The 17,438-nt window shown below is 70.7% G+C and carries 17 protein-coding genes; 12 read left to right on the top strand and 5 right to left on the bottom strand.

Annotation, left to right across the window (positions count from 1 at the left end):
* Positions 1 to 10: 10 nt before the first annotated feature.
* The 3 genes from AB0M47_RS02445 to AB0M47_RS02435 form a co-directional block, all read right to left on the bottom strand.
* Positions 11 to 892, bottom strand: coding sequence for a hypothetical protein (locus tag AB0M47_RS02445; protein ID WP_363407078.1), 882 nt, complete (start codon positions 890 to 892; stop codon positions 11 to 13).
* A gap of 2 nt (positions 893 to 894) precedes the next feature.
* Positions 895 to 1,620, bottom strand: a complete 726-nt coding sequence (locus AB0M47_RS02440; RefSeq protein ID WP_363407075.1) for a hypothetical protein — start codon at positions 1,618 to 1,620, stop codon at positions 895 to 897.
* A gap of 154 nt (positions 1,621 to 1,774) precedes the next feature.
* Positions 1,775 to 2,194, bottom strand: a complete 420-nt coding sequence (locus tag AB0M47_RS02435; RefSeq protein WP_363407072.1) for a DoxX family protein — start codon at positions 2,192 to 2,194, stop codon at positions 1,775 to 1,777.
* Between the two features lie 156 nt (positions 2,195 to 2,350).
* Between AB0M47_RS02435 and ccmA the strand changes: the two genes are divergently transcribed.
* From ccmA to AB0M47_RS02405, 6 genes are all read left to right on the top strand, one after another.
* Positions 2,351 to 2,977: a heme ABC exporter ATP-binding protein CcmA gene (ccmA, locus tag AB0M47_RS02430; protein ID WP_363407069.1), complete on the top strand. Its 627-nt coding sequence runs from the start codon at positions 2,351 to 2,353 to the stop codon at positions 2,975 to 2,977.
* The gene (locus tag AB0M47_RS02425; protein ID WP_363407066.1) at positions 2,974 to 4,434 is read left to right on the top strand and encodes a DUF6297 family protein; all 1,461 of its coding nucleotides are present in this window, start codon (positions 2,974 to 2,976) and stop codon (positions 4,432 to 4,434) included. Before ccmA ends, AB0M47_RS02425 begins: the two co-directional genes overlap by 4 nt.
* A 149-nt stretch (positions 4,435 to 4,583) precedes the next feature.
* Positions 4,584 to 5,663, top strand: a complete 1,080-nt coding sequence (locus AB0M47_RS02420; protein WP_363407063.1) for an NDP-sugar synthase — start codon at positions 4,584 to 4,586, stop codon at positions 5,661 to 5,663.
* Between the two features lie 134 nt (positions 5,664 to 5,797).
* The gene (locus AB0M47_RS02415; protein WP_363407389.1) at positions 5,798 to 6,721 is read left to right on the top strand and encodes an ABC transporter ATP-binding protein; all 924 of its coding nucleotides are present in this window, start codon (positions 5,798 to 5,800) and stop codon (positions 6,719 to 6,721) included.
* Between the two features lies 1 nt (position 6,722).
* Positions 6,723 to 7,511, top strand: a complete 789-nt coding sequence (locus AB0M47_RS02410) for an ABC transporter permease (protein WP_363407060.1) — start codon at positions 6,723 to 6,725, stop codon at positions 7,509 to 7,511.
* A gap of 12 nt (positions 7,512 to 7,523) precedes the next feature.
* A complete protein-coding gene (locus AB0M47_RS02405) occupies positions 7,524 to 8,312 on the top strand; it encodes an ABC transporter permease (protein ID WP_363407057.1) in 789 nt (262 codons plus the stop codon).
* A 40-nt stretch (positions 8,313 to 8,352) separates the two neighbouring features.
* Here AB0M47_RS02405 and AB0M47_RS02400 read toward each other — a convergent pair whose 3' ends face one another.
* Positions 8,353 to 9,063: an NAD-dependent epimerase/dehydratase family protein gene (locus tag AB0M47_RS02400; RefSeq protein WP_363407386.1), complete on the bottom strand. Its 711-nt coding sequence runs from the start codon at positions 9,061 to 9,063 to the stop codon at positions 8,353 to 8,355.
* Between the two features lie 57 nt (positions 9,064 to 9,120).
* Positions 9,121 to 10,428, bottom strand: coding sequence for a hypothetical protein (locus AB0M47_RS02395; protein WP_363407054.1), 1,308 nt, complete (start codon positions 10,426 to 10,428; stop codon positions 9,121 to 9,123).
* A 170-nt stretch (positions 10,429 to 10,598) separates the two neighbouring features.
* On the opposite strand from AB0M47_RS02395, the gene AB0M47_RS02390 reads away from it, so the two are divergent.
* The 6 genes from AB0M47_RS02390 (at position 10,599) to AB0M47_RS02365 (ending at position 17,399) form a co-directional block, all read left to right on the top strand.
* Complete coding sequence (locus AB0M47_RS02390) at positions 10,599 to 12,002, top strand: hypothetical protein (RefSeq protein ID WP_363407051.1); 1,404 nt, start codon at positions 10,599 to 10,601, stop codon at positions 12,000 to 12,002.
* Positions 12,003 to 12,018: 16 nt separating this feature from the next.
* Positions 12,019 to 13,185 carry a cytochrome P450 gene (locus AB0M47_RS02385; protein ID WP_363407048.1) on the top strand — a complete coding sequence of 389 codons (1,167 nt, stop codon included), beginning with the start codon at positions 12,019 to 12,021 and terminating at the stop codon, positions 13,183 to 13,185.
* Positions 13,186 to 13,295: 110 nt separating this feature from the next.
* Positions 13,296 to 13,559, top strand: coding sequence for an acyl carrier protein (locus tag AB0M47_RS02380; protein ID WP_253763368.1), 264 nt, complete (start codon positions 13,296 to 13,298; stop codon positions 13,557 to 13,559).
* Entirely contained in the window at positions 13,556 to 15,061 is a 1,506-nt protein-coding gene (locus AB0M47_RS02375) for an amino acid adenylation domain-containing protein (protein WP_363407044.1), read from the top strand. The genes AB0M47_RS02380 and AB0M47_RS02375 overlap by 4 nt, the downstream gene beginning before the upstream one ends.
* Positions 15,058 to 16,419 (top strand): NDP-hexose 2,3-dehydratase family protein, encoded by a 1,362-nt coding sequence (locus AB0M47_RS02370; protein ID WP_363407041.1) that lies wholly within the window; start codon positions 15,058 to 15,060, stop codon positions 16,417 to 16,419. The genes AB0M47_RS02375 and AB0M47_RS02370 overlap by 4 nt, the downstream gene beginning before the upstream one ends.
* Complete coding sequence (locus tag AB0M47_RS02365; RefSeq protein ID WP_363407038.1) at positions 16,419 to 17,399, top strand: Gfo/Idh/MocA family oxidoreductase; 981 nt, start codon at positions 16,419 to 16,421, stop codon at positions 17,397 to 17,399. The genes AB0M47_RS02370 and AB0M47_RS02365 overlap by 1 nt, the downstream gene beginning before the upstream one ends.
* The last annotated feature ends 39 nt before the right edge of the window (positions 17,400 to 17,438 follow it).

Below are 17,438 nucleotides of genomic sequence, written 5' to 3'. Positions count from 1 at the left end.
ACCTGGACGGCTAGCCCTGGTTCCCGCCGAACGCCCGCGCGAGGCACCGGTAGTGCTTCCCGCCGTCCGTGGAGTGACAGGCGATCAGGATGTGGCCGAGCAGGGGCCAGTCGGAGTCGATGACGATCACCCCGGTCTTCGCGTACGCGACTCCGGATTCCTCGGCGACGTCGTCGAGCGCCCAGTCAGGGCTGGGTGCCTCGACGGTGGCGGCCCGGCGCAGCGAACCGACCTCCCGCCCCGCCGCGAGGTCCTGGAGGTCCTGGTCCGAAGGCTCCTCGTCGCCGACGTAGGTGTCCACTCTCGCCAAGGTGAGCGAGGACATCTGGCCCGCCTTCTCGAGGCCCGCCTTCAGGCCGCCCAACGTGGTGGTGCCGGCCATCGTCAGGGTCAGCCAGCCGTCACCGCCCAACCGAGCCAGCATGCACTCGTGCACGGAATGGCCGTTGGCGATGCACATGGTCAGGCACCAGTCGCGGCCCTCCGGGACGGAGGTCGCGAACAGCACGGTGGACGCACCGTCGCCACCGTCGCGGCCGTCGAACTCGCCGTCGGCGAGGTCGGCCAGCGTGGTGTCGAGCATCTCCGGGCGGCCGGGCATGGTGCCCCGGACCCGGACACCTTCGACCTCCTTCCCCGCGACGATCGCCTCCATCTGATCGACGGTGAGCAGCCGGCCGCCGGTGTCTACCGCGATGACCTTGTCCAGATCGCCCAGTGGCTGCCCGGCCAGCCGCTCGATCTCCCGCAGCACCTGCCCGGGGGCACCGGGCCGATCCTCGATGGTCAGCCTCGTGCCATCCCCGACGGCACTCGAGGGGACGGCCGCGACCGTGAGACCGGCAACCGTCAGGGCGACGACGACTGCGACGCGCTTCGCGAACTGGTTCATGGCTAGAACTCGCAGACCAGGTCGGCGCCGTCACCAGTCGGGGACGGCTCCAGATGGCAGTGTTCGTCGAGCCAGTCGCCGACGGCGCGCAGCTTCTTCACCACCCAGGCGAACGCGTCCTTGATCGCTCCCCAGATGCTGAAATAGACGACGGTCGTCTCCGGATCCGCGCCCTCGGCACCGTCGATGACGTCCTTGACGGTCATCGCCTGGTCGAGCCGGTCGAACTCGCCCAGCACCCGGACGCCGGTGGTGTCCTTGCCCGCCAGGAGAGCACGCACCTGTTCGGGTGTCCGCTGCCTGCCGTCGTCGACGGCCACGATCGCGCGATCGACGACCACCTTCTCACCGGTCAGGGCCTGAACGAGGCTCGCCATGTCGTGCAGCGTCATGCCGGCGCCGAGGGCCGGCCCCACCAACCGGCCAGGGAGAACCGTCCCGGCCGGATCGATCTGGATCTCCAGACTCGTGACGGCGTCGTCCCGGTCGAACGGATTCCGGACCAGCTTCCATTGCCCGTCAGCGCAACGGAACGGGCCGTACTCCTCGCCCTCCCGGGCGCTCGCGGTGTCGACGACCTGACCCCGCTCGTCCACGTGCTCGATCACGCACTCGCCCTTGATCGGCGCAGCCTCCCCGGCCACTGCGGGTGTGGCTGCGGCCGTGGTGGCCAGCGCCATCCCGCCGATCGCCCCAAGTACCGCCAAGCGGTACGCCAAAGGTCTCATCCGGTGCTCCCTGTCTTGCGGGCTTCCTGGTTGTCGCCGCAAGCGTGCGGGAAGGGGGTGGCGCGGGCCTGAATCGGCGCTGAAAGCGCGTGCCTGCCCGGCTGGGTGCGGCGGCATCGTCGCCACCGCACCCAGCCGGCCTGGCGATTCCCGGTTACGCCTTCAGCGGCCGGCTCTCGCGACGGGCGGCCGGGAGGAGCGTGTCGAGCGCCCACGCGCCGGGGCCGACGATGGCCACGAGGAAGAACGACCAGCAGAACATCGCCGCGAGCTCCCCGCCGTTCTTGAGCGGCACGAGCGCCGCCGGCTGATGCACGACGAAGTACGCGTACGCCATCGAGCCGGAGCAGAGCAGGGCGGCCCAGCGCGTACCGAGCCCGAGGAGCACGAGCACTCCGCCGGCCAGCTGGATCGCCGCCGCCCACCACCCGGGCCACTGCGCGAACGGGATCGTGGCGGCGTTGCCACGTGCCCCACCCAGGACGCCGAACAAGGACGCCGCGCCGTGCATCGCGAACAGCAGGCTGACCACGACGCGGAACAGGCCGATGCCGTACGGCCGGACCCGTTCCATCGATTGCCATGAGTTCATAACCGATTGGAGCAGCCTGGCCCCGCCGTGGGTTCCGCCCGAAAGCTGCTGATTCCGTGAGTATCGTCATATTGACATACTTGGAAGTAACCGACTTACGTGACGACCTGCGGATGTGGTCGCCGGTACTCTTCAGCTGTGATCGTTGCGGTACGGGGACTCGACGTCGAGCGCGGCGGCGATCTCGTCGTGAAGGACGTCAGCTTCGGCGTCGCGCCCGGCGAGGTCGTCGCACTGCTGGGCGTGAACGGCGCGGGCAAGTCGACGATCTTGCGTTGCCTCACCGGACTGCTGTCCCCCACCGCAGGCGAGATCGAAGTCCTCGGCAAGCCGCCCGCGGCCGATCCTCAATACTGGCGGGACGTCGCATACGTCGCGGACGAGCCGTCCTGGTATCCGGGTCTGACCGTCCGCGAACACCTCGACCTCGTGCGGATCACCCATGCCTCGGCCGCCGATCTCGATGCCACCGTCGCAGCGTTCGGGCTCGCCGACCGAGCCGACGCGACGCCGTTGGCTCTCTCGTCCGGACAACGGCGACGGGTCATGCTCGCCGCCGCACTGCTGCGCCCCAGCCGTCTGCTCCTGCTCGACGAACCCGAACAGGCGCTCGACAGTGGATTCCGGGCGGTGCTGGCAGGCCGGCTCCGCGCGTACACCCAAGGCGGAGGAACGGTGCTGCTGGCCGCTCACGACCTGGAGTTCGTCGCGGCTTGTGGGGCGCGACGCCTGACCATCGCCGAGCACGCCCTCATCGCGGAATGACGGCCTTCGCCCAGGCGCGGCGGCTGACCCGCGCGCACCGTTCGGCCGGCACCCTGGTCGACCGCTACACGATCCTGTTCGGCGTCACGGTCGCGCTTGGACTGATCGCCGCTCCGCTGCTGCCGGTCGTCCGAGGGCTGAGTTCCGGTCAGGCTCATCCCGAGCGGACGATCCTGGCCGCCTCGGTGACACTGCTCGCCGTCACCGGCCTGACGCAGCTCGCTCGCGTCGTCGGACCGCTCGTCCTGCCGCCGTCCGACGCGCATTGGCTCCTGCTGAGCCCGCTGCCACGCCGCGCGGTTCTGACGCGAATCGCGGTGTTGCTGGCGTCGAGCGCCACGGTGGTGGGCAGCGCCGTCGGACTGGCGGCCCTCGCCGCGGTCGGCACGCCGAACGCGCTGACCACCGCGGCCGTCGCAGTCGCCGGAGCCTCGACGGTCCTCATCCTCACCGTCGCCACCGTCTCCTGGCAGGCCTCCCGTGCCGCGTGGCCGCGCATCGCGCTCGGCGCGGCCTTCGCCCTAGGCGAGGGGTCCGCCATCGCGTGGGCGCTCGGCCTGCGCACAAGTCCGCCTTCGCCCAGCACGAGCATCGTCGTCCTCGCCACCCTCGCGCTGCTCAGCCTGGCCACAAGTCTCAGCTGGTACGCCTGGCGCCGGCTGCGCGGATTCCCCGCCGCCGCGGTGGTGGATGCGTCGCAGCGGCTCGGGTCCGCAGCCGACGCGACGATCGGCCTGGAGCCGTTCCACCTCTCACTCGTCGCCGAGGACCGATACTGGGTCGCCCGGAGGCTGCGCTCGCGGGGCTGGCCCCGGCTGCGCCCGCCGTGGGCGGTGGCGCTCGCCGATGCCCGGATGCTGGCCCGGCGACCGGGGCGGCTGGCCGTCCTCGCCGCGGCCGTCGCCTGGCCCGCCCTGCTGGCGGTCATGATCTCCGGCCGGCATATCGCGGTGATCCTGCTCCTCGGCGCGGGCGCCCTGACGTCCGCCGCGGCAGGTCTGGCCGCGCTGCGTCGCGACGTAGCCGATCCCGCGCTGCGCCGGATGCTCGGCATCGATACGACGGCGGTCGACGCCGCCCGGCTCGTTCTTCCGGGACTGCTCGGCGGTGGATGGCTGACCGCCGCCCTGATCTGCGGCAGCGTCATGGGAGTCCTTCCGCCGGGGCCGTGGTGGATCTTCGGGCCGCTGTCGGCTCCGGCCATCGCGGTCGCCGCCCGGCGACTGGCTCGGCGAGGCCCGATCGATCACACCTCGACGCTGGTCGTCATGCCGATGACGGGATCACAGCTGCCCACCGGATGGCTCCTGTGGACGGTCAAGGGCCTCGACGTCGCGGTGGGCGGCACCCTCCCGACACTCCTGGCGCTCGCGACCGGGCAGCCGACCGTGGTGCTGGTCGGCGCGCAGCTGGCCCTGAGCGCCGTGGTGCTCGTCGTGGCGCTCCGCTCCCGCTGAACGAGAAGGACCCAGCCGTACTCTCCCGGACAAGACCGGTATCGGCAAGGTGTCGCCGCGCAACTGCGGAACATCCTCAGTTGGCCACGGCTGCTCTACGGTGCGTGCGGACCTTTCGACGATGACAAGCACACATCGGGGAGGCAGGCATGGCAGACCGCGTCACCGAGGCGGTCATCCTGGTCGGCGGGGCGGGCACGCGGCTGCGGCCGTTGACGTTGAGCACTCCCAAGCCGCTGCTGCCGGTCGGCGGGGTGCCGATCCTGGCCCATCAGCTCGCGCAGGCGCAGGCCGCCGGGATCGAGCACGTCGTGCTGGCCACGGCGTACCGGGCCGAGGTCTTCGGGGCCTATCTGGGCGACTGGGACGGCATGCGGGTGGATCACCGGTTCGAGCCGGAGCCGCTCGGCACGGCCGGCGCGGTACGGCACGCGGCCGCGGCCCTGCCTGGTGACGGCGAATCGCTCCTGGTCGTCAACGGCGACATCCTGACCGCCTTGGACCTACGCGGTTTCGCGGACGCGCACAGCGCCGCCGGGGCCGACGTGTCGCTGCAGCTGATCGAGGTGCCCGATCCCAAGCAGTTCGGCTGTGTGTCGGTCGACGACACCGGACGGGTGCAGGCGTTCGTCGAGAAGCCCGCCGACGAGGATTACGCCGGCAAATACGTCAACGGCGCCATGTACGCCTTCCGGCGCGACGTCGTCGCGGCGATCCCCGGCGACCGTCCGGTGTCGACGGAGCGGGAGGTCTTTCCGCAGTTGCTGGCCATGGGCGCGCATCTCCGCGGGCAGGTCTGCACCGAGTACTGGTCGGATCTCGGTCGCCCGGAGTCACTGGTACGCGCGTCGGCCGACACCGTCCTCGGCGTGATGCGATCACCGGTCAGTGGCGTAGCCGGAGAGTTCCGGCTGATGCCCGGCGCGGTGGCGGCCGGCGTACGGCTGACCGGCGGCACCGTCATCGGCGAGGACGCCCGGGTCGAACCGGGGGCCTCCGTCGAGGCGAGCATCGTCCGCGCCGGTGCGCGCGTCGGTCCGGGTACGCAGATCCGCGACAGCATCGTGGGCGTCGGGGCGAGCATCGGCGCGAACTGCGTCCTCGACGGCGTCGTGGTCGGGGACAACGCGAGCGTCGGGGCCGGCAACGAACTGCGACTGGGCCTGCGGGTCTGGCAGGACGCGGTGCTCGGCGACGGTGCGGTCAGGTTCGCCGAACGCCTCGACTGAACGCCTTCGGTCTCGATAGTGTCGCGCTGCGCGGAGCACTGTGCGGCAAGCAGAACCGCGCGGTGATGGTCCAGCGCAGCCCGGCCGAGGAGCACCACGGAGTGGCAGTGAACACGGTCGCCCACGGCGAGCCCATGGTGTTGGCGCGCGGCCTGCGCAAGACCCATCAGAGCAAGGGCACGACGGCGGTGCCCGCGGTCGACGGCATCGACCTGGAAGTGCGCCGCGGCGAAGTGTTCGGCATCCTCGGCCCGAACGGCGCGGGCAAGTCCAGCACCATGCGGATGATCGGCTGCACGTCGCCGGTCAGCTCGGGCCTGCTGCGCGTCCTCGGCGCCGATCCGGCCGTGGACGACGCCTGGATCCGATCACGGCTGGGTGTCGTGCCGCAGGACGACTGTCTGGATCAGGAACTCAGTGTCCGCGAGAACATCGTCGTGTTCGGCCGCTACTTCGGCATCCCCAAGACGGTCCTCGGTGAGCGGGCCGCCGAACTGCTGGCCTTCGTGCAGCTGACCGAGAAGGCCGACGCCAAGGTCGGTGAGCTGTCCGGCGGGATGCGGCGCCGGCTGACCATCGCCCGGGCGCTGGTCAACGAGCCCGATCTGGTGATGCTCGACGAGCCGACGACGGGCCTCGACCCGCAGGCCCGGCATCTGCTGTGGGACCGCGTCTTCCTGCTCAAGGAGCGCGGCGTCACGCTGCTGCTGACGACGCACTACATGGACGAGGCCGAGCAGTTGTGCGACCGGCTGGTCGTGATGGACGCCGGTCGGATCGTCGCCGCCGGATCGCCCCGGGAACTGATCGAGGCACACGTCACCCGGGAGGTCGTGGAGCTGCGATTCCCCCGGTCGGAGCTGTCGGCCGCAGCCGAGAAGCTTCGGGCGGACCGCATGGAGAAGCTGCCCGACCGGTTGCTCGTCTACGCCGCTGACGGCGAGGCCGCCTTGCGCGACGTGCACGCCCAGGGACTGGAACCGACGTCTGCGCTCGTCCGCCGGTCCACACTGGAGGACGTCTTCCTCACCCTGACCGGCCGCACCCTGGTCGACTGACATGACCGCGACGACCACTGCGGCCGCGCGTACGCTGCGCGGGCTGGAGTACTGGCTGTACCGCTACCGGCGGACCTGGCGGGGTGCGCTGGTCATGGCGGTGTTCAACCCGCTGATCTTCTTGCTCGCCATCGGTGTGGGTCTCGGGCGCATCGTCGACACCACCGGCGGACTGCCCAGCGGGCAGCCATATCTGGACTTCTTCGCTCCCGGACTGCTGGCCGCCTCGGCGATGCAGACGGCGCTCATCGACTCCGGCGGCGTCGTGCGACTCGCCGCGATGACCGGCGGCGCGTACAAGGCCGCCATGAACAGCCCGCTGCGGCCGGCTGAGATCTTCGTCGGCCACCTGCTGTACGTCGGCGTACTGAGCGCGCTCAACGCCTCGTTCTTCGTCGCCGTGCTGGCCGTGCTGGGGATCACGGGTTCCCCGTGGGCGCTGGCGATGGTGCCGGTGGGCGTACTCACCGGGGTGGCGTTCGCGGCCCCGATGGCGGCGTTCTCGATCATCGTGCCGAATCCGGAGAACATCTCGCAGATCTACCGGTTCGTGATGCTGCCGCTCTACCTGTTCTCGGGCACCTTCTTCCCGGTCGAGACGCTGCCTGCGGCGGTCCGGCCGCTGGCCGAGTTCCTGCCGCTGTGGCACGCCGTCACCTTGTGCCGGTCGCTGAACGAGGGCACCGCCAGCCTGCTCGGCGGGGCCGGCCATGTGGCGTATTTGGTGGTGATGGCAGCGGCCGGACTGGTCGGCGGCCGGATCGCCTACCGCCGGGTCCTGCATCCTTAGGAGGACTGAGCCGTGACGACGACCGCGATCCCGGGACGGCGCCGGCCCGGCGCCCGCGCACCGCTGCTGCTCGAACGCCACCTCCTGGTGAACACCCGGACCTGGGTGAACCTCGCGTTCGAGCTGTTCGAGCCGCTGCTCTACCTGCTCGCGATCGGCTTCGGGCTGGGCACCGTCATCGGCTCCGTGGCCGGCCCCGGGGTGCCCTACGCGGCGTACGTGGCACCCGGGTTGCTCGCCGCGGCCGCGATGAACGGCGCGTTCGGCGAGACGACGTTCCGGGTGTTCCTTCGCATCCGCCACGAACGGTTCTACGACTCGATCCTGGTCACCCCGCTGAGCGTCGCCGACGTAGCGATCGGGGAGGTCGCCTGGGCGATGCTGCGTGCCGTCGTCGCCGCCACCGGGTTCCTGGCCGCCAGCACCGTTCTCGGCCTGCTGCGGTCGCCGTGGGCGTTGCTCGCCGTGCCGGCCGCGGCCCTGATCGGCTTCGCGTTCGGCAGCACCGGCCTTTACGCGACGACCTACCTGCGCAACTGGCAGGACTTCCAGTACATCCAGCTCGTCATGCTGCCGATGTTCATGTTCGCCACCACGTTCTACCCGCTGTCGGTATACCCCGCCGGGCTGCGGCCGGTCATCGCGATGCTGCCGCTCTATCAGGCCATCGAGCTGGTCCGTGGGGTGGCGCTCGGCAGCTTCGGCCCGGGCCTGCTCGTCGCCGTCGCGTACCTCGCCGGGCTCGGCGTGGTCACCCTCTCCCTGGCGGTCGGCCGCTTGCGCCGCCAGCTGCGCCCCTAGGCGGATCTCGCCTCGCAAGGGCACCGCCGACGCCCCGCAGCTACGACTGCACGACCGTCGACTCCAGATAGCGATCGATGACCGGCCGGAAGTAGTCCGGCCCGAACCGCATGCCGTCCACGGCCGGCACCAGCCGCCGCAGCTTCTCGATCGACACCTCATGCCGGTTCGGGCGGTCCACATATTCGCGGACCACCGGCCGGTCGGGTCGCAGCCGGCTCTCCACGTGGTCCAGCACCTCTTCCACGGGTACGCCGACGCCGGTGGCGACATTCACCACCTCGTTGACCACACACGACTTCAGCAGGCTGTCCACGATCGTCACCACGTCGGCGACGTCGATGAGATCCCGGTGCGCCCCGCGAAAGACCTGGATGTGGCCCGCTGCGATCTGGCGTACCAATGCGGGCAGCAGCTGGTGCGGCGGCTGGCCGACGCCGATCGTGTGGGACAGGCGCAGCAGCAGATGATCCGCGCCACTGGCGGTGACGACGCCCTCCAGCGCGAGCTTGTGCCGGCCGTACGGGTTGGTGGGGTAGACCGGGTCGCGCTCGCGGCCGGTGCTGCCCTGCCCGCCGTACATGCTCGACGACGACGTGGAGAAGTAGACGATCCGGCGGCCGTGGGCGACGCAGCTGCGCAGGACCGAGTAGAGCAGCTCCGCCTCGCGGGCGAAGTCGCCGTCGCCGACCGCGCTGACACTCGACACGCCCGCCGCGAATACCACGGCGTCGGGGTGGCGGTCCGCGATCGGTCGGAGGCTGTGGGCGAGGAACCCGTGGCCGATGATCTCGATGGCGCCGCTCCCCTACGCTCGCGGCTCGGCGGACCGGCCGATCACCGTGAAGTGGCGGTCGACCATCTCGGTGAACGACCGCAGCCAGTTGGTCCGGTAGTCGCGCGTGCGGCGGGTCCGTTCCAACGCGGCCGCGCTCATCGCGGCCCGCTCCGCCGGCGGCATCTCGACCACCGAGCGCAGCGCCTCGGCGACCCCGGCGACGGTGCGCTCCTTGGCCATCACCCCGTCCACGCCGTCGTCGATCAGCTCCGGATAGACCCCAGCCGGTACGCCGACCACGACGAGCCCGGTGCCGCCGTTCATGAGCGTCGCCTCGTTGCCGGTGATGGACGCCGATTCGCGTTCGGACAGGAAGACCGCGGCCAACGTACGCGGCCACTGGCAGAAGGCCGCCAGAACACGATCGTCCTGGCCGGACAGCAGCAGCCCAGGCGAGCCGAGCGAGCGGTTGTACTCCTCCAGGGCCGGGTTGGGCCGAGGGTTGAGCACGACCGGGAGCACGCCCTTCTCCTGAGCTGCCGCGTCGAGGAACAGCTCGAAGCCCTTCTCGCGGACGCCCCGGCCCCAGCTGATCATGATGTCGCGATCCAGCGGCACACCCAGCGCTCGCAGGTTCGCCTCGACCTCGTCAGACGGGATGCGGTCGAACTTCGGCGAGTCCTGCCGGATCCCGTTGTACGCGAACAGCGTCTTGCCGTCCGGGATGCCGTAGACCTGCTGGTACTGGTCCCGCATCCACTCCGACTCCCAGCCGATCGTCACGCGCTCGTCGTGCCGCGCCAGGTGTCCCATGACCGAGTCGGCGTAGGTCTCGGGCAGTTCGGCGTCGCCGCCCGCGTTCAGCACCGGATTGTGGGTCAGGTGGACGTAGGTGGCCGGGATCTGGAACTGGTCGGCCGCGCGGATGACGAACCGGGCCGCCATGGCGAACATACTCATCCCGGAGATCACCAGGACCGAGTCGGCGTCCTCGGCGACCGACAGCATGACCTGGCCGCTGGCCGCGCCCATGGCGACGCAGTGCTCGAAGTGGTCCATCTCCCACGGATGTGCCCGGGGGTCGGCCATCCGGTGGTAGCGCACATCGCCGTCGCGGAGCCACCGCTGCTCGGCGTACGCCCATCGGACGGGGTCGTAGCCGGAGTTCGAGGCTCGCTCGGCGATGTGCCAGCGCACCGTCGCACCCCGCGCCCGCGCGATCTGCACCGCTTCGGAACGCAGGTCGAGCACGTCGTGCACGACCCGGGCGACCCCGCCGTCGACCTGGCGGAAGCCTTCATTGGTGAAGATGAGCACAGCTAGACGATGGTCGCCCATGCAACAACCTCCGAGGTGGGACGCACCGGCCAGATCGCAGCCTGCCGACCGCGCCGCGGACCGTCAATACCAGCACGTGAACCGTCGGCAGCAAGGGTTTCGACGATTGCGCACACCCGGACCGGCTGGTTAGCGTTCCGGCGCATGCGGTCCTGAGGGGAGGCTCACTGTTGGCGGGATCAGGCTCGGCGAAGGAAGTGCGCCGCGGCGGCCTCACGTGGGCGCAGCAGTTGTGGACCCGTTGGGTGCCGGTCGACGAGACAGCGTCCTTTGAGGACAACCTGACTGTCGTGCTGCCGGTGCGCCCCGTGCCCGTGGCCGTCGCCGAGGCCGCCGTCCGCGACGTGCTCCACCGCCACGAGGGACTGCGTACGCTCATCGACCGCGCCCCCACGCCGTACGCCCACGTCCAGCGGGCCTTCGCGGTGGACGGTCTGACGGACGTCATCGTCGCCACCGATGAGGATCCCGGTGGCAGTGTCTACTCGACCGCGGCCAACCTGAGCTTCGTCATCGGTGAGGACTTTCCGGCTCGGTTCGTGCTGTTCCGCCGGGGTGGGACGGTTTCCGAGATCGGCCTGGTGGTCGACCACTCGGCGACCGACGCCTGGGGATTTCAGGTGCTGCAGCGCGACGTGACGCTGGCGGTGGCCGGGCGTGCCGACGGGCTCGCGGATCCGTTCGCCGACGAACCAGCGGCTGAGCAGCCGATCGACACCGCCGCCGCGCAGGACACGGCTGACGGTGTGGCGGAGAACCGCCGGGGCCTGGAGATCTGGCGGCAGCAGGCGCATCGGCTCCGGGCGGCCCTGGGCGACTGGACTTGGGACGACGGCGCCGCGGCCCGCTTCGGCCGGCGCGACGAGTCCGGGGCCAAGCACCACATCGGTTTCCTCGCCACCGACGACCTCGCACCGGCGCTGACGGCGTTGACCGAGCGGCACCGGATCGGGCCGCCGGCCATCCTGCTGACGGCGTACGCCTATGCGATCGCGGCGGCGGAGAACCTGCCGGCGGTCGGCGTCTACGCCGTAAGCGCCAATCGACTGTCGCTGCCGGTGAAGTCGTCCGTTCGCTTCTCGGCCATGCCCGCGCCGGTCGTCGTGCCGGTACGCGCAGCCGGCCCGACCGAGGACGATGTGCACGACGTCGCGACGCAGATCTTCCACAACCACCGGGCGGCCAATGTGGACTCCGCCGTCGCCGCGCGGGACGTCGAGGAGATCCTCGGCGACCGCTACGGCACGGCCGCCGCGTTCCCGATGTTCAGCTACGTCACCGATCCGGTCCTGGGCACGACGGCCAACCAGCGGTCGTTCAGCCGGGAACGCCTGGCGTACCAGGAACCGGAGCAGCAGGGCGTGGTGACGTTCGCGGAGCCCCGGCTGCGCGGCCCCCGGCACATGCTGTCGGTCCAGCGTACGGGCGGCTCGGCGCTGCTGATGCTGCGCTGGAACGAGCACACCGGCTGGAACGGCTTCGCCGAGGCGATGCTGTGGCACGTGCACGACATCGTTCGCTGGGCGGCCGACGGCTTCGGCGACGAGCCGCCGGCGTTCGGCCGGGCCTGCTGAGCCGGACGGAGCATCGATGACCACCATGGGGGACGGGTCGCCGCCGCTGGACTTCGACGACCACACGTTCCAGACCGAGCCGTGGCCGGTGTACGACTGGTACCGGCGCAACTCGCCGGTGCACTGGTCGCCCCAGCTGAGCGTGTACTTCGTGTTCGGCTACGCCAACGTGCGGACCGTGCTGGGGTCGCCCGGGTTCAACACATACCACCCGTTCCGGCGCAGCCGGCCGACCTTCGGAGTGTCCCTTCTCGACACTGAGGGGGCTGAGCACGACCGGCTGCGGTCCGCGCTGGCCGGCTCGTTCCGGCCGCCGGCGATCCGGGCCCACGTGGAACAGATGGTCACCCCGATAGTGGAGCAACTGCTCGACGAGGTGTTCGCGGACGATCCCGAGCTGATCCCGGCCACGCTCGCCCGCGAACTGCCGATGCGGGTCATCTGCGGAGTCCTCGGGCTCCCGGCGGCCGACACCGGCCTGCTCCATCGGCTCATGGATCCGCTGATCGACTACGTGGACCACGCACCGGTCTCGCTGTCGCACGTCATGTCGCACCGCGACGAGCTGCGGGCGTACCTGGAACGGCACGTCGCGGCGGCCGGAGCGGGCAGCGGCCTGCTCACCCTGCTGCGCGACGAGAGCGACCTCGGCCCCGCCGAGATCATCAGCAACTCGATGCTGCTGATGGCGGCGGCCACGAAGACCACCGGCGCGTCGATCGTCAACCTCCTGGCCCGGGTCGGCACGACACCCGGCACCCTGCCCGGCCCGCACGCCACCCCATCACAGGTCACCGCCACCGTCGTCGAGACGTTGCGGCACGAGCCGCCCCTGCACGTGACCCTGCGGTACGCCACCGAGGACATCACCATCGCCGGAACCACGATCCCCCGCGGCGCGCCGGTGCAGGCCTGCATCGCCAGCGCCAACCGGGACCCTGACGCGTACGCCGACCCGGACCGCTGGCAGCCGGGCCGACCCGGACCGCTGCCGCTCACCTTCGGCTACAGCCGCCATCACTGCCTCGGCAGCGGGCTCGCTCAGGCCGAGCTGGAGACCCTGCTGACCTCGCTGGGCCGGCGGTTGAGCGACCTCACCGTGACCGCACCCGATCGGCCGGTGCCCCAGGGCCGCACGTTCCGGCTCGTGCCCGGCCTCCGGATCGCCTTCTCGACGCGTTGACCCTGCCCTTCCGTTCCCCCACCGCGACACAGTTCCGACCGCGACACAGTTCCCACCGCGACCCGATTCCCACCGCGACCCGATTCCCACTGCGACCAGGAGCCGCCGGCATGGCCACACCGACCACCGACCAGATCACCAGCACGCTGATCCGGATCCTCTGCGACATCAAGGGCCGCGACGTCGCACCCGACCTGGCCGACGACGACAACGCGTTGCGGGCGCTCAACCTCGACTCGCTGGACACGGTCGAGCTCTCGGTACGCCTGGAGAAGGACTTCGGCGTCGAGTTCGGCAAGGACCCGGCCGACCTGGCGGCGCTGGAGAGCCTGCCCGGACTGGCCGGGCTCGTCCGGGGCCGGATGCCCGCATGAGTGCGTTCCTGCGTTCCCTGGCCGCGTCCGCCGACCAGCGGGCGGACCAGGTCGCGCTGATCGGACCCGATGCCACCCTGACCTACGCCGAGCTGCATCGGGACAGCACGGCCGCGGCGGCGGGCTTGGCGGCGGCGGGCGTACGCCCCGGCGACTTCGTGGCCCTGCACGCCGAGAAGACGGCCGCCTCCATCGTCGGACTCATCGGCATCATGCGCGCCGGCGCCGCCTATGTGCCGCTGGATCCGACCGCCCCGCCGGCCCATCGCGTCGGGCTGCTCGACGACTGCACGGCCCCGGCCATCCTGTGCACCGCCGCGCGCGCCGACGCCCTTCGGGCGGGCGTACCGGTATCGGTGCTGGCCGTCGAGGATCTCGTCGCCCGGGGACGCGGCGAGACCGCCCCTGAGATGCCGGACGATCCCGAGGGCATCGCCTACATGATCTACACCTCGGGCAGCACCGGGCGGCCGAAGGGCGTACGCATCCCGCATCGCGCCTTGGACGCGTTCGTCGCCGGGGTCGTGCCGTCGCTCGGTTTCGCCGCGGATTCGCGCTGTCTCAACACGCTGCCGCTGCACTTCGACGGCTCCATCGTGGACCTGATCGTGCCGCTGGCGGTGGGGGCGCGGTTGACCCTCGGTCCCGCGGTGATGGCCCCGTCGCTGGTCGTGGACATCATCGAGAGCCAGCGAATCACGCACCTGACCGCGATCGGGTCGACCCTGACGCTGCTCGCCCAGCGCGGCGAGCTGGCCGCTAGAGACCTGAGCGCCCTGCGGATGGTGCTCACCGGCGCCGAGATCGTCCATCCCGGCTCGGTGCAGACGTGGCTGGCGGCGGCCCCGAACCTGACCGTGTTCAACGGCTACGGCCCGACCGAGACCACCGTCATCGTGACGGCGCAGCGGATCACCGACCGCGAGCCGGGCCGGACGCGGGCGTACGCCATCGGGCCCGAACTGCCCGGCTGCCACATCTGCTTCCTGGACACCGACGGCGTCAGCACACCGGACGGGCCGGGCGAGCTGATCATCGCGGGCGACCAGCTGATGGCCGGCTATCACGAGCGGCCCGACGAGGAGCGGCGGGCGTTCGTCGAGGCGCACGGCGAGCTGCACTATCGCAGCGGCGACCTCGGCAGCCGGAGCGCGGACGGCGCGATCCACTACGACGGCCGGCGCGACGACGAGGTGAAGATCCGTGGCAACCGAATCAACCTCAACGAGGTCAAGCGGGGCTTGGAGAGCCATCCCGGGGTGGGGCAGGCGTTCGTGGAGGCCGTGCCGGACGGAGTCGGCGGTCTCCAGTTGGCCTGTGCCGTCACGGTTCTGGACGGCCTCGGCGCCGACCTCGTACGCCGTCTCGAAGCGCACTGCGCCCAGGTGTTGCCCCGGTACATGGCTCCCCGCAGCTATCACGTGCTCGAGACGCTGCCGAAGCTGCCGAGCGGCAAACCGGACCGAGGCCGGATTCGAGCACTGCTGAGCCCGGAACCGTGACCCGGGCCATGTTCGACGACCTCGCCGAGTTCTACGCCTGGTTCGCCGAACAACACGACCGCGAGGCGTACCGGACCGAGCAGATCCCGGTCGAGGACGCGGCGGCCTGGCGGGCCGAGACCGGCACGGGCAACATCGTTCACGACAGCGGCAAGTTCTTCTCGATCCAGGGCCTGCACGTCGAGACCGATCACCGGGACACGCCGGCCTGGCGGCAGCCGATCATCGTGCAGGACGAGATCGGCATCCTCGGCCTGCTGGTCAAGGTCGTCGACCGGACCGTCTACTGCCTCATGCAGGCCAAGATGGAGCCCGGGAACATCAACGTCGTCCAGCTCTCCCCCACCGTGCAGGCGACGCGGAGCAACTACACCCGAGTCCACGGCGGTGCCACCGTGCCGTATCTGGACTACTTCGTCGCGCCGCGCTCGGGGCGTACCGTCTTCGACGCCCTGCAGTCGGAACAGGGATCGTGGTTCTACCAGAAGCGCAACCGCAACATCATCATCGAGATCGACGGCGAGGTCCCGGTCCGCGACGGCTTCTGCTGGCTCAGTGTCGACCTCGTGATCGAGCTGCTGAAGGTGCCCAACCTGGTGAACATGGACTCGCGTACGGTGCTGTCCGGGCTCCCCTACGCCCTGCCCGGCCCGATCTCGTTGCGCAGCCGCTTCGCTGGTCCGGCGGTGCATCGGTTCCAGCACGTCCTCAGCTGGCTGTGCGAGGCCAAGACTCGCTACCGGCTGTACCAGGAGCTGATCCCGCTCGCCGAAGTCCCGCACTGGCACTGGTCCGACGGCCGGCTGGTCCATGACGAGGGCCGCTTCTTCTCGGTGATGGCGGTCGACGTCACGGCCGCCAGCCGCGAGGTGACAGCTTGGTCGCAGCCGATGCTGGCGCCCATCGACCGGGGACTGGTCGGCTTCCTCGGGCGCAGCATCGACGGGGTGTTCCACGTGCTGGCCCACGCGCGCACCGAGGCGGGAACCCGCGACATCGTCGAGATCGGACCGTCGGTGGCGTGCAACCCGGCCAACTACGCCCGAGGGTCCCGCTCTCGCCGGCCGGTGTTCCTCGACGTGCTGCTCGGCGACGGCGATGTCCTGGTCGACGTCGTGCACTCCGAGGAAGGCGGCCGGTTCTACCACGCCGAGAACCGCTATCTGGTGGTCGACGTCGGCGAGGACTTCGACCTCGACGTGCCCGACGACTACTGCTGGCTGACGATCGAGCAGCTGAGCCGGTTCGTCCGCTTCGGCAACCTGGTCAACGTCTACGCCCGGTGCCTGATCAGCTGCATGGTCGGACTGTCCGAACCGGCTCCCCGCGATCGCTCGAAGTCCTTCGGGACCCGCTGATGGGCCGCGCCATCCGCCTCGGCGTGCTCGGCTGCGCCGACATCGCCGAACGGCGCACGCTGCCGGCCGCCGCGACCGTCGCGGGCATCGAGATCGCCGCGATCGCAAGCCGCGACGCGGCCAAGGCCGAGCGTTTCTGCGCCCTGTTCGGCGGCCGACCGGTGGCGGGCTACGACGCGCTGCTCGCCCGGGACGACGTCGACGCCGTCTACCTTCCACTGCCGCCCTTGCTGCATCGGGAATGGGTGGACAAGGCGCTGCGGGCGGGAAAGCACGTGCTCGCCGAGAAGCCGCTCACCACGTCGCGCGCGGACGCCGCAGCGCTGTTCGCCCTGGCCGAGGAACAGCGCCTGGTGCTGCTGGAGAACTACATGTTCCTCCATCACTCCCAGCACACACACGTACGCGACCTGCTGGCCCAGGGCGCGATCGGTGACGTGCGCGAGTTCTGCGGCGCCTTCACGATCCCACCGAGGCCCGCCGGCGACATCCGCAACGATCCGCGTACCGGCGGCGGAGCGCTGCTGGACATCGGCGGCTACCCGATCCGCGCCGCGGCCCACTTCCTGCCCGGACCGCTCACCGTCCGGGGTGCCGTCATGCGCACGAGCACGCGGACGACCGTGGTGACCGGTGGCTCCATCCTGCTCGGCAACGACCTCGGCATGGCTGCGCAGCTGACCTTCGGCATGGAGCACTCCTACGTGTCGCGCTACGAGTTCCGGGGCAGCACCGGCCGGCTGTGGCTCGACCGGGCGTTCACGCCACCGCCTGACCTGGCTCCTGTCGTCCACCTGGAAACCGCCGACGGCACGCGAACCGTCACGCTGCCTCCTGACGACCAGTTCGCCAATGTCCTGGCCGCCTTCGCCGCCGCCGTCACCGCAGGCTCGACGCCGCCGCCCTGGCGTGACGGCAGCCTCCAGCAGGCCACGCTGATCGATCAGGTCGCCCGGATCGCGACCGTCGTGCCCACCTGACGCGTCCGGCACCGCGCGTCGCCGCACCGTCCGCTGCCG

The organism is Hamadaea sp. NPDC051192 (genome assembly GCF_040682475.1).
In the GTDB taxonomy this organism is placed as follows: domain Bacteria; phylum Actinomycetota; class Actinomycetes; order Mycobacteriales; family Micromonosporaceae; genus Hamadaea; species Hamadaea flava.
Note: the sequence above shows the minus strand (reverse complement) of the source record. Positions and strands in the feature narration are given on the sequence as shown.

Bases quoted from the DNA above. Each gene is read 5' to 3' on its own strand.
- AB0M47_RS02445 (WP_363407078.1), bottom strand. From the start codon at position 892: ATGAACCAGTTCGCGAAGCGCGTCGCAGTCGTCGTCGCCCTGACGGTT.
- AB0M47_RS02440 (WP_363407075.1), bottom strand. From the start codon at position 1,620: ATGAGACCTTTGGCGTACCGCTTGGCGGTACTTGGGGCGATCGGCGGG.
- AB0M47_RS02435 (WP_363407072.1), bottom strand. From the start codon at position 2,194: ATGGAACGGGTCCGGCCGTACGGCATCGGCCTGTTCCGCGTCGTGGTC.
- AB0M47_RS02425 (WP_363407066.1), top strand. From the start codon at position 2,974: ATGACGGCCTTCGCCCAGGCGCGGCGGCTGACCCGCGCGCACCGTTCG.
- AB0M47_RS02420 (WP_363407063.1), top strand. From the start codon at position 4,584: ATGGCAGACCGCGTCACCGAGGCGGTCATCCTGGTCGGCGGGGCGGGC.
- AB0M47_RS02415 (WP_363407389.1), top strand. From the start codon at position 5,798: ATGGTGTTGGCGCGCGGCCTGCGCAAGACCCATCAGAGCAAGGGCACG.
- AB0M47_RS02410 (WP_363407060.1), top strand. From the start codon at position 6,723: ATGACCGCGACGACCACTGCGGCCGCGCGTACGCTGCGCGGGCTGGAG.
- AB0M47_RS02395 (WP_363407054.1), bottom strand. From the start codon at position 10,428: ATGGGCGACCATCGTCTAGCTGTGCTCATCTTCACCAATGAAGGCTTC.
- AB0M47_RS02385 (WP_363407048.1), top strand. From the start codon at position 12,019: ATGACCACCATGGGGGACGGGTCGCCGCCGCTGGACTTCGACGACCAC.
- AB0M47_RS02380 (WP_253763368.1), top strand. From the start codon at position 13,296: ATGGCCACACCGACCACCGACCAGATCACCAGCACGCTGATCCGGATC.
- AB0M47_RS02375 (WP_363407044.1), top strand. From the start codon at position 13,556: ATGAGTGCGTTCCTGCGTTCCCTGGCCGCGTCCGCCGACCAGCGGGCG.
- AB0M47_RS02365 (WP_363407038.1), top strand. From the start codon at position 16,419: ATGGGCCGCGCCATCCGCCTCGGCGTGCTCGGCTGCGCCGACATCGCC.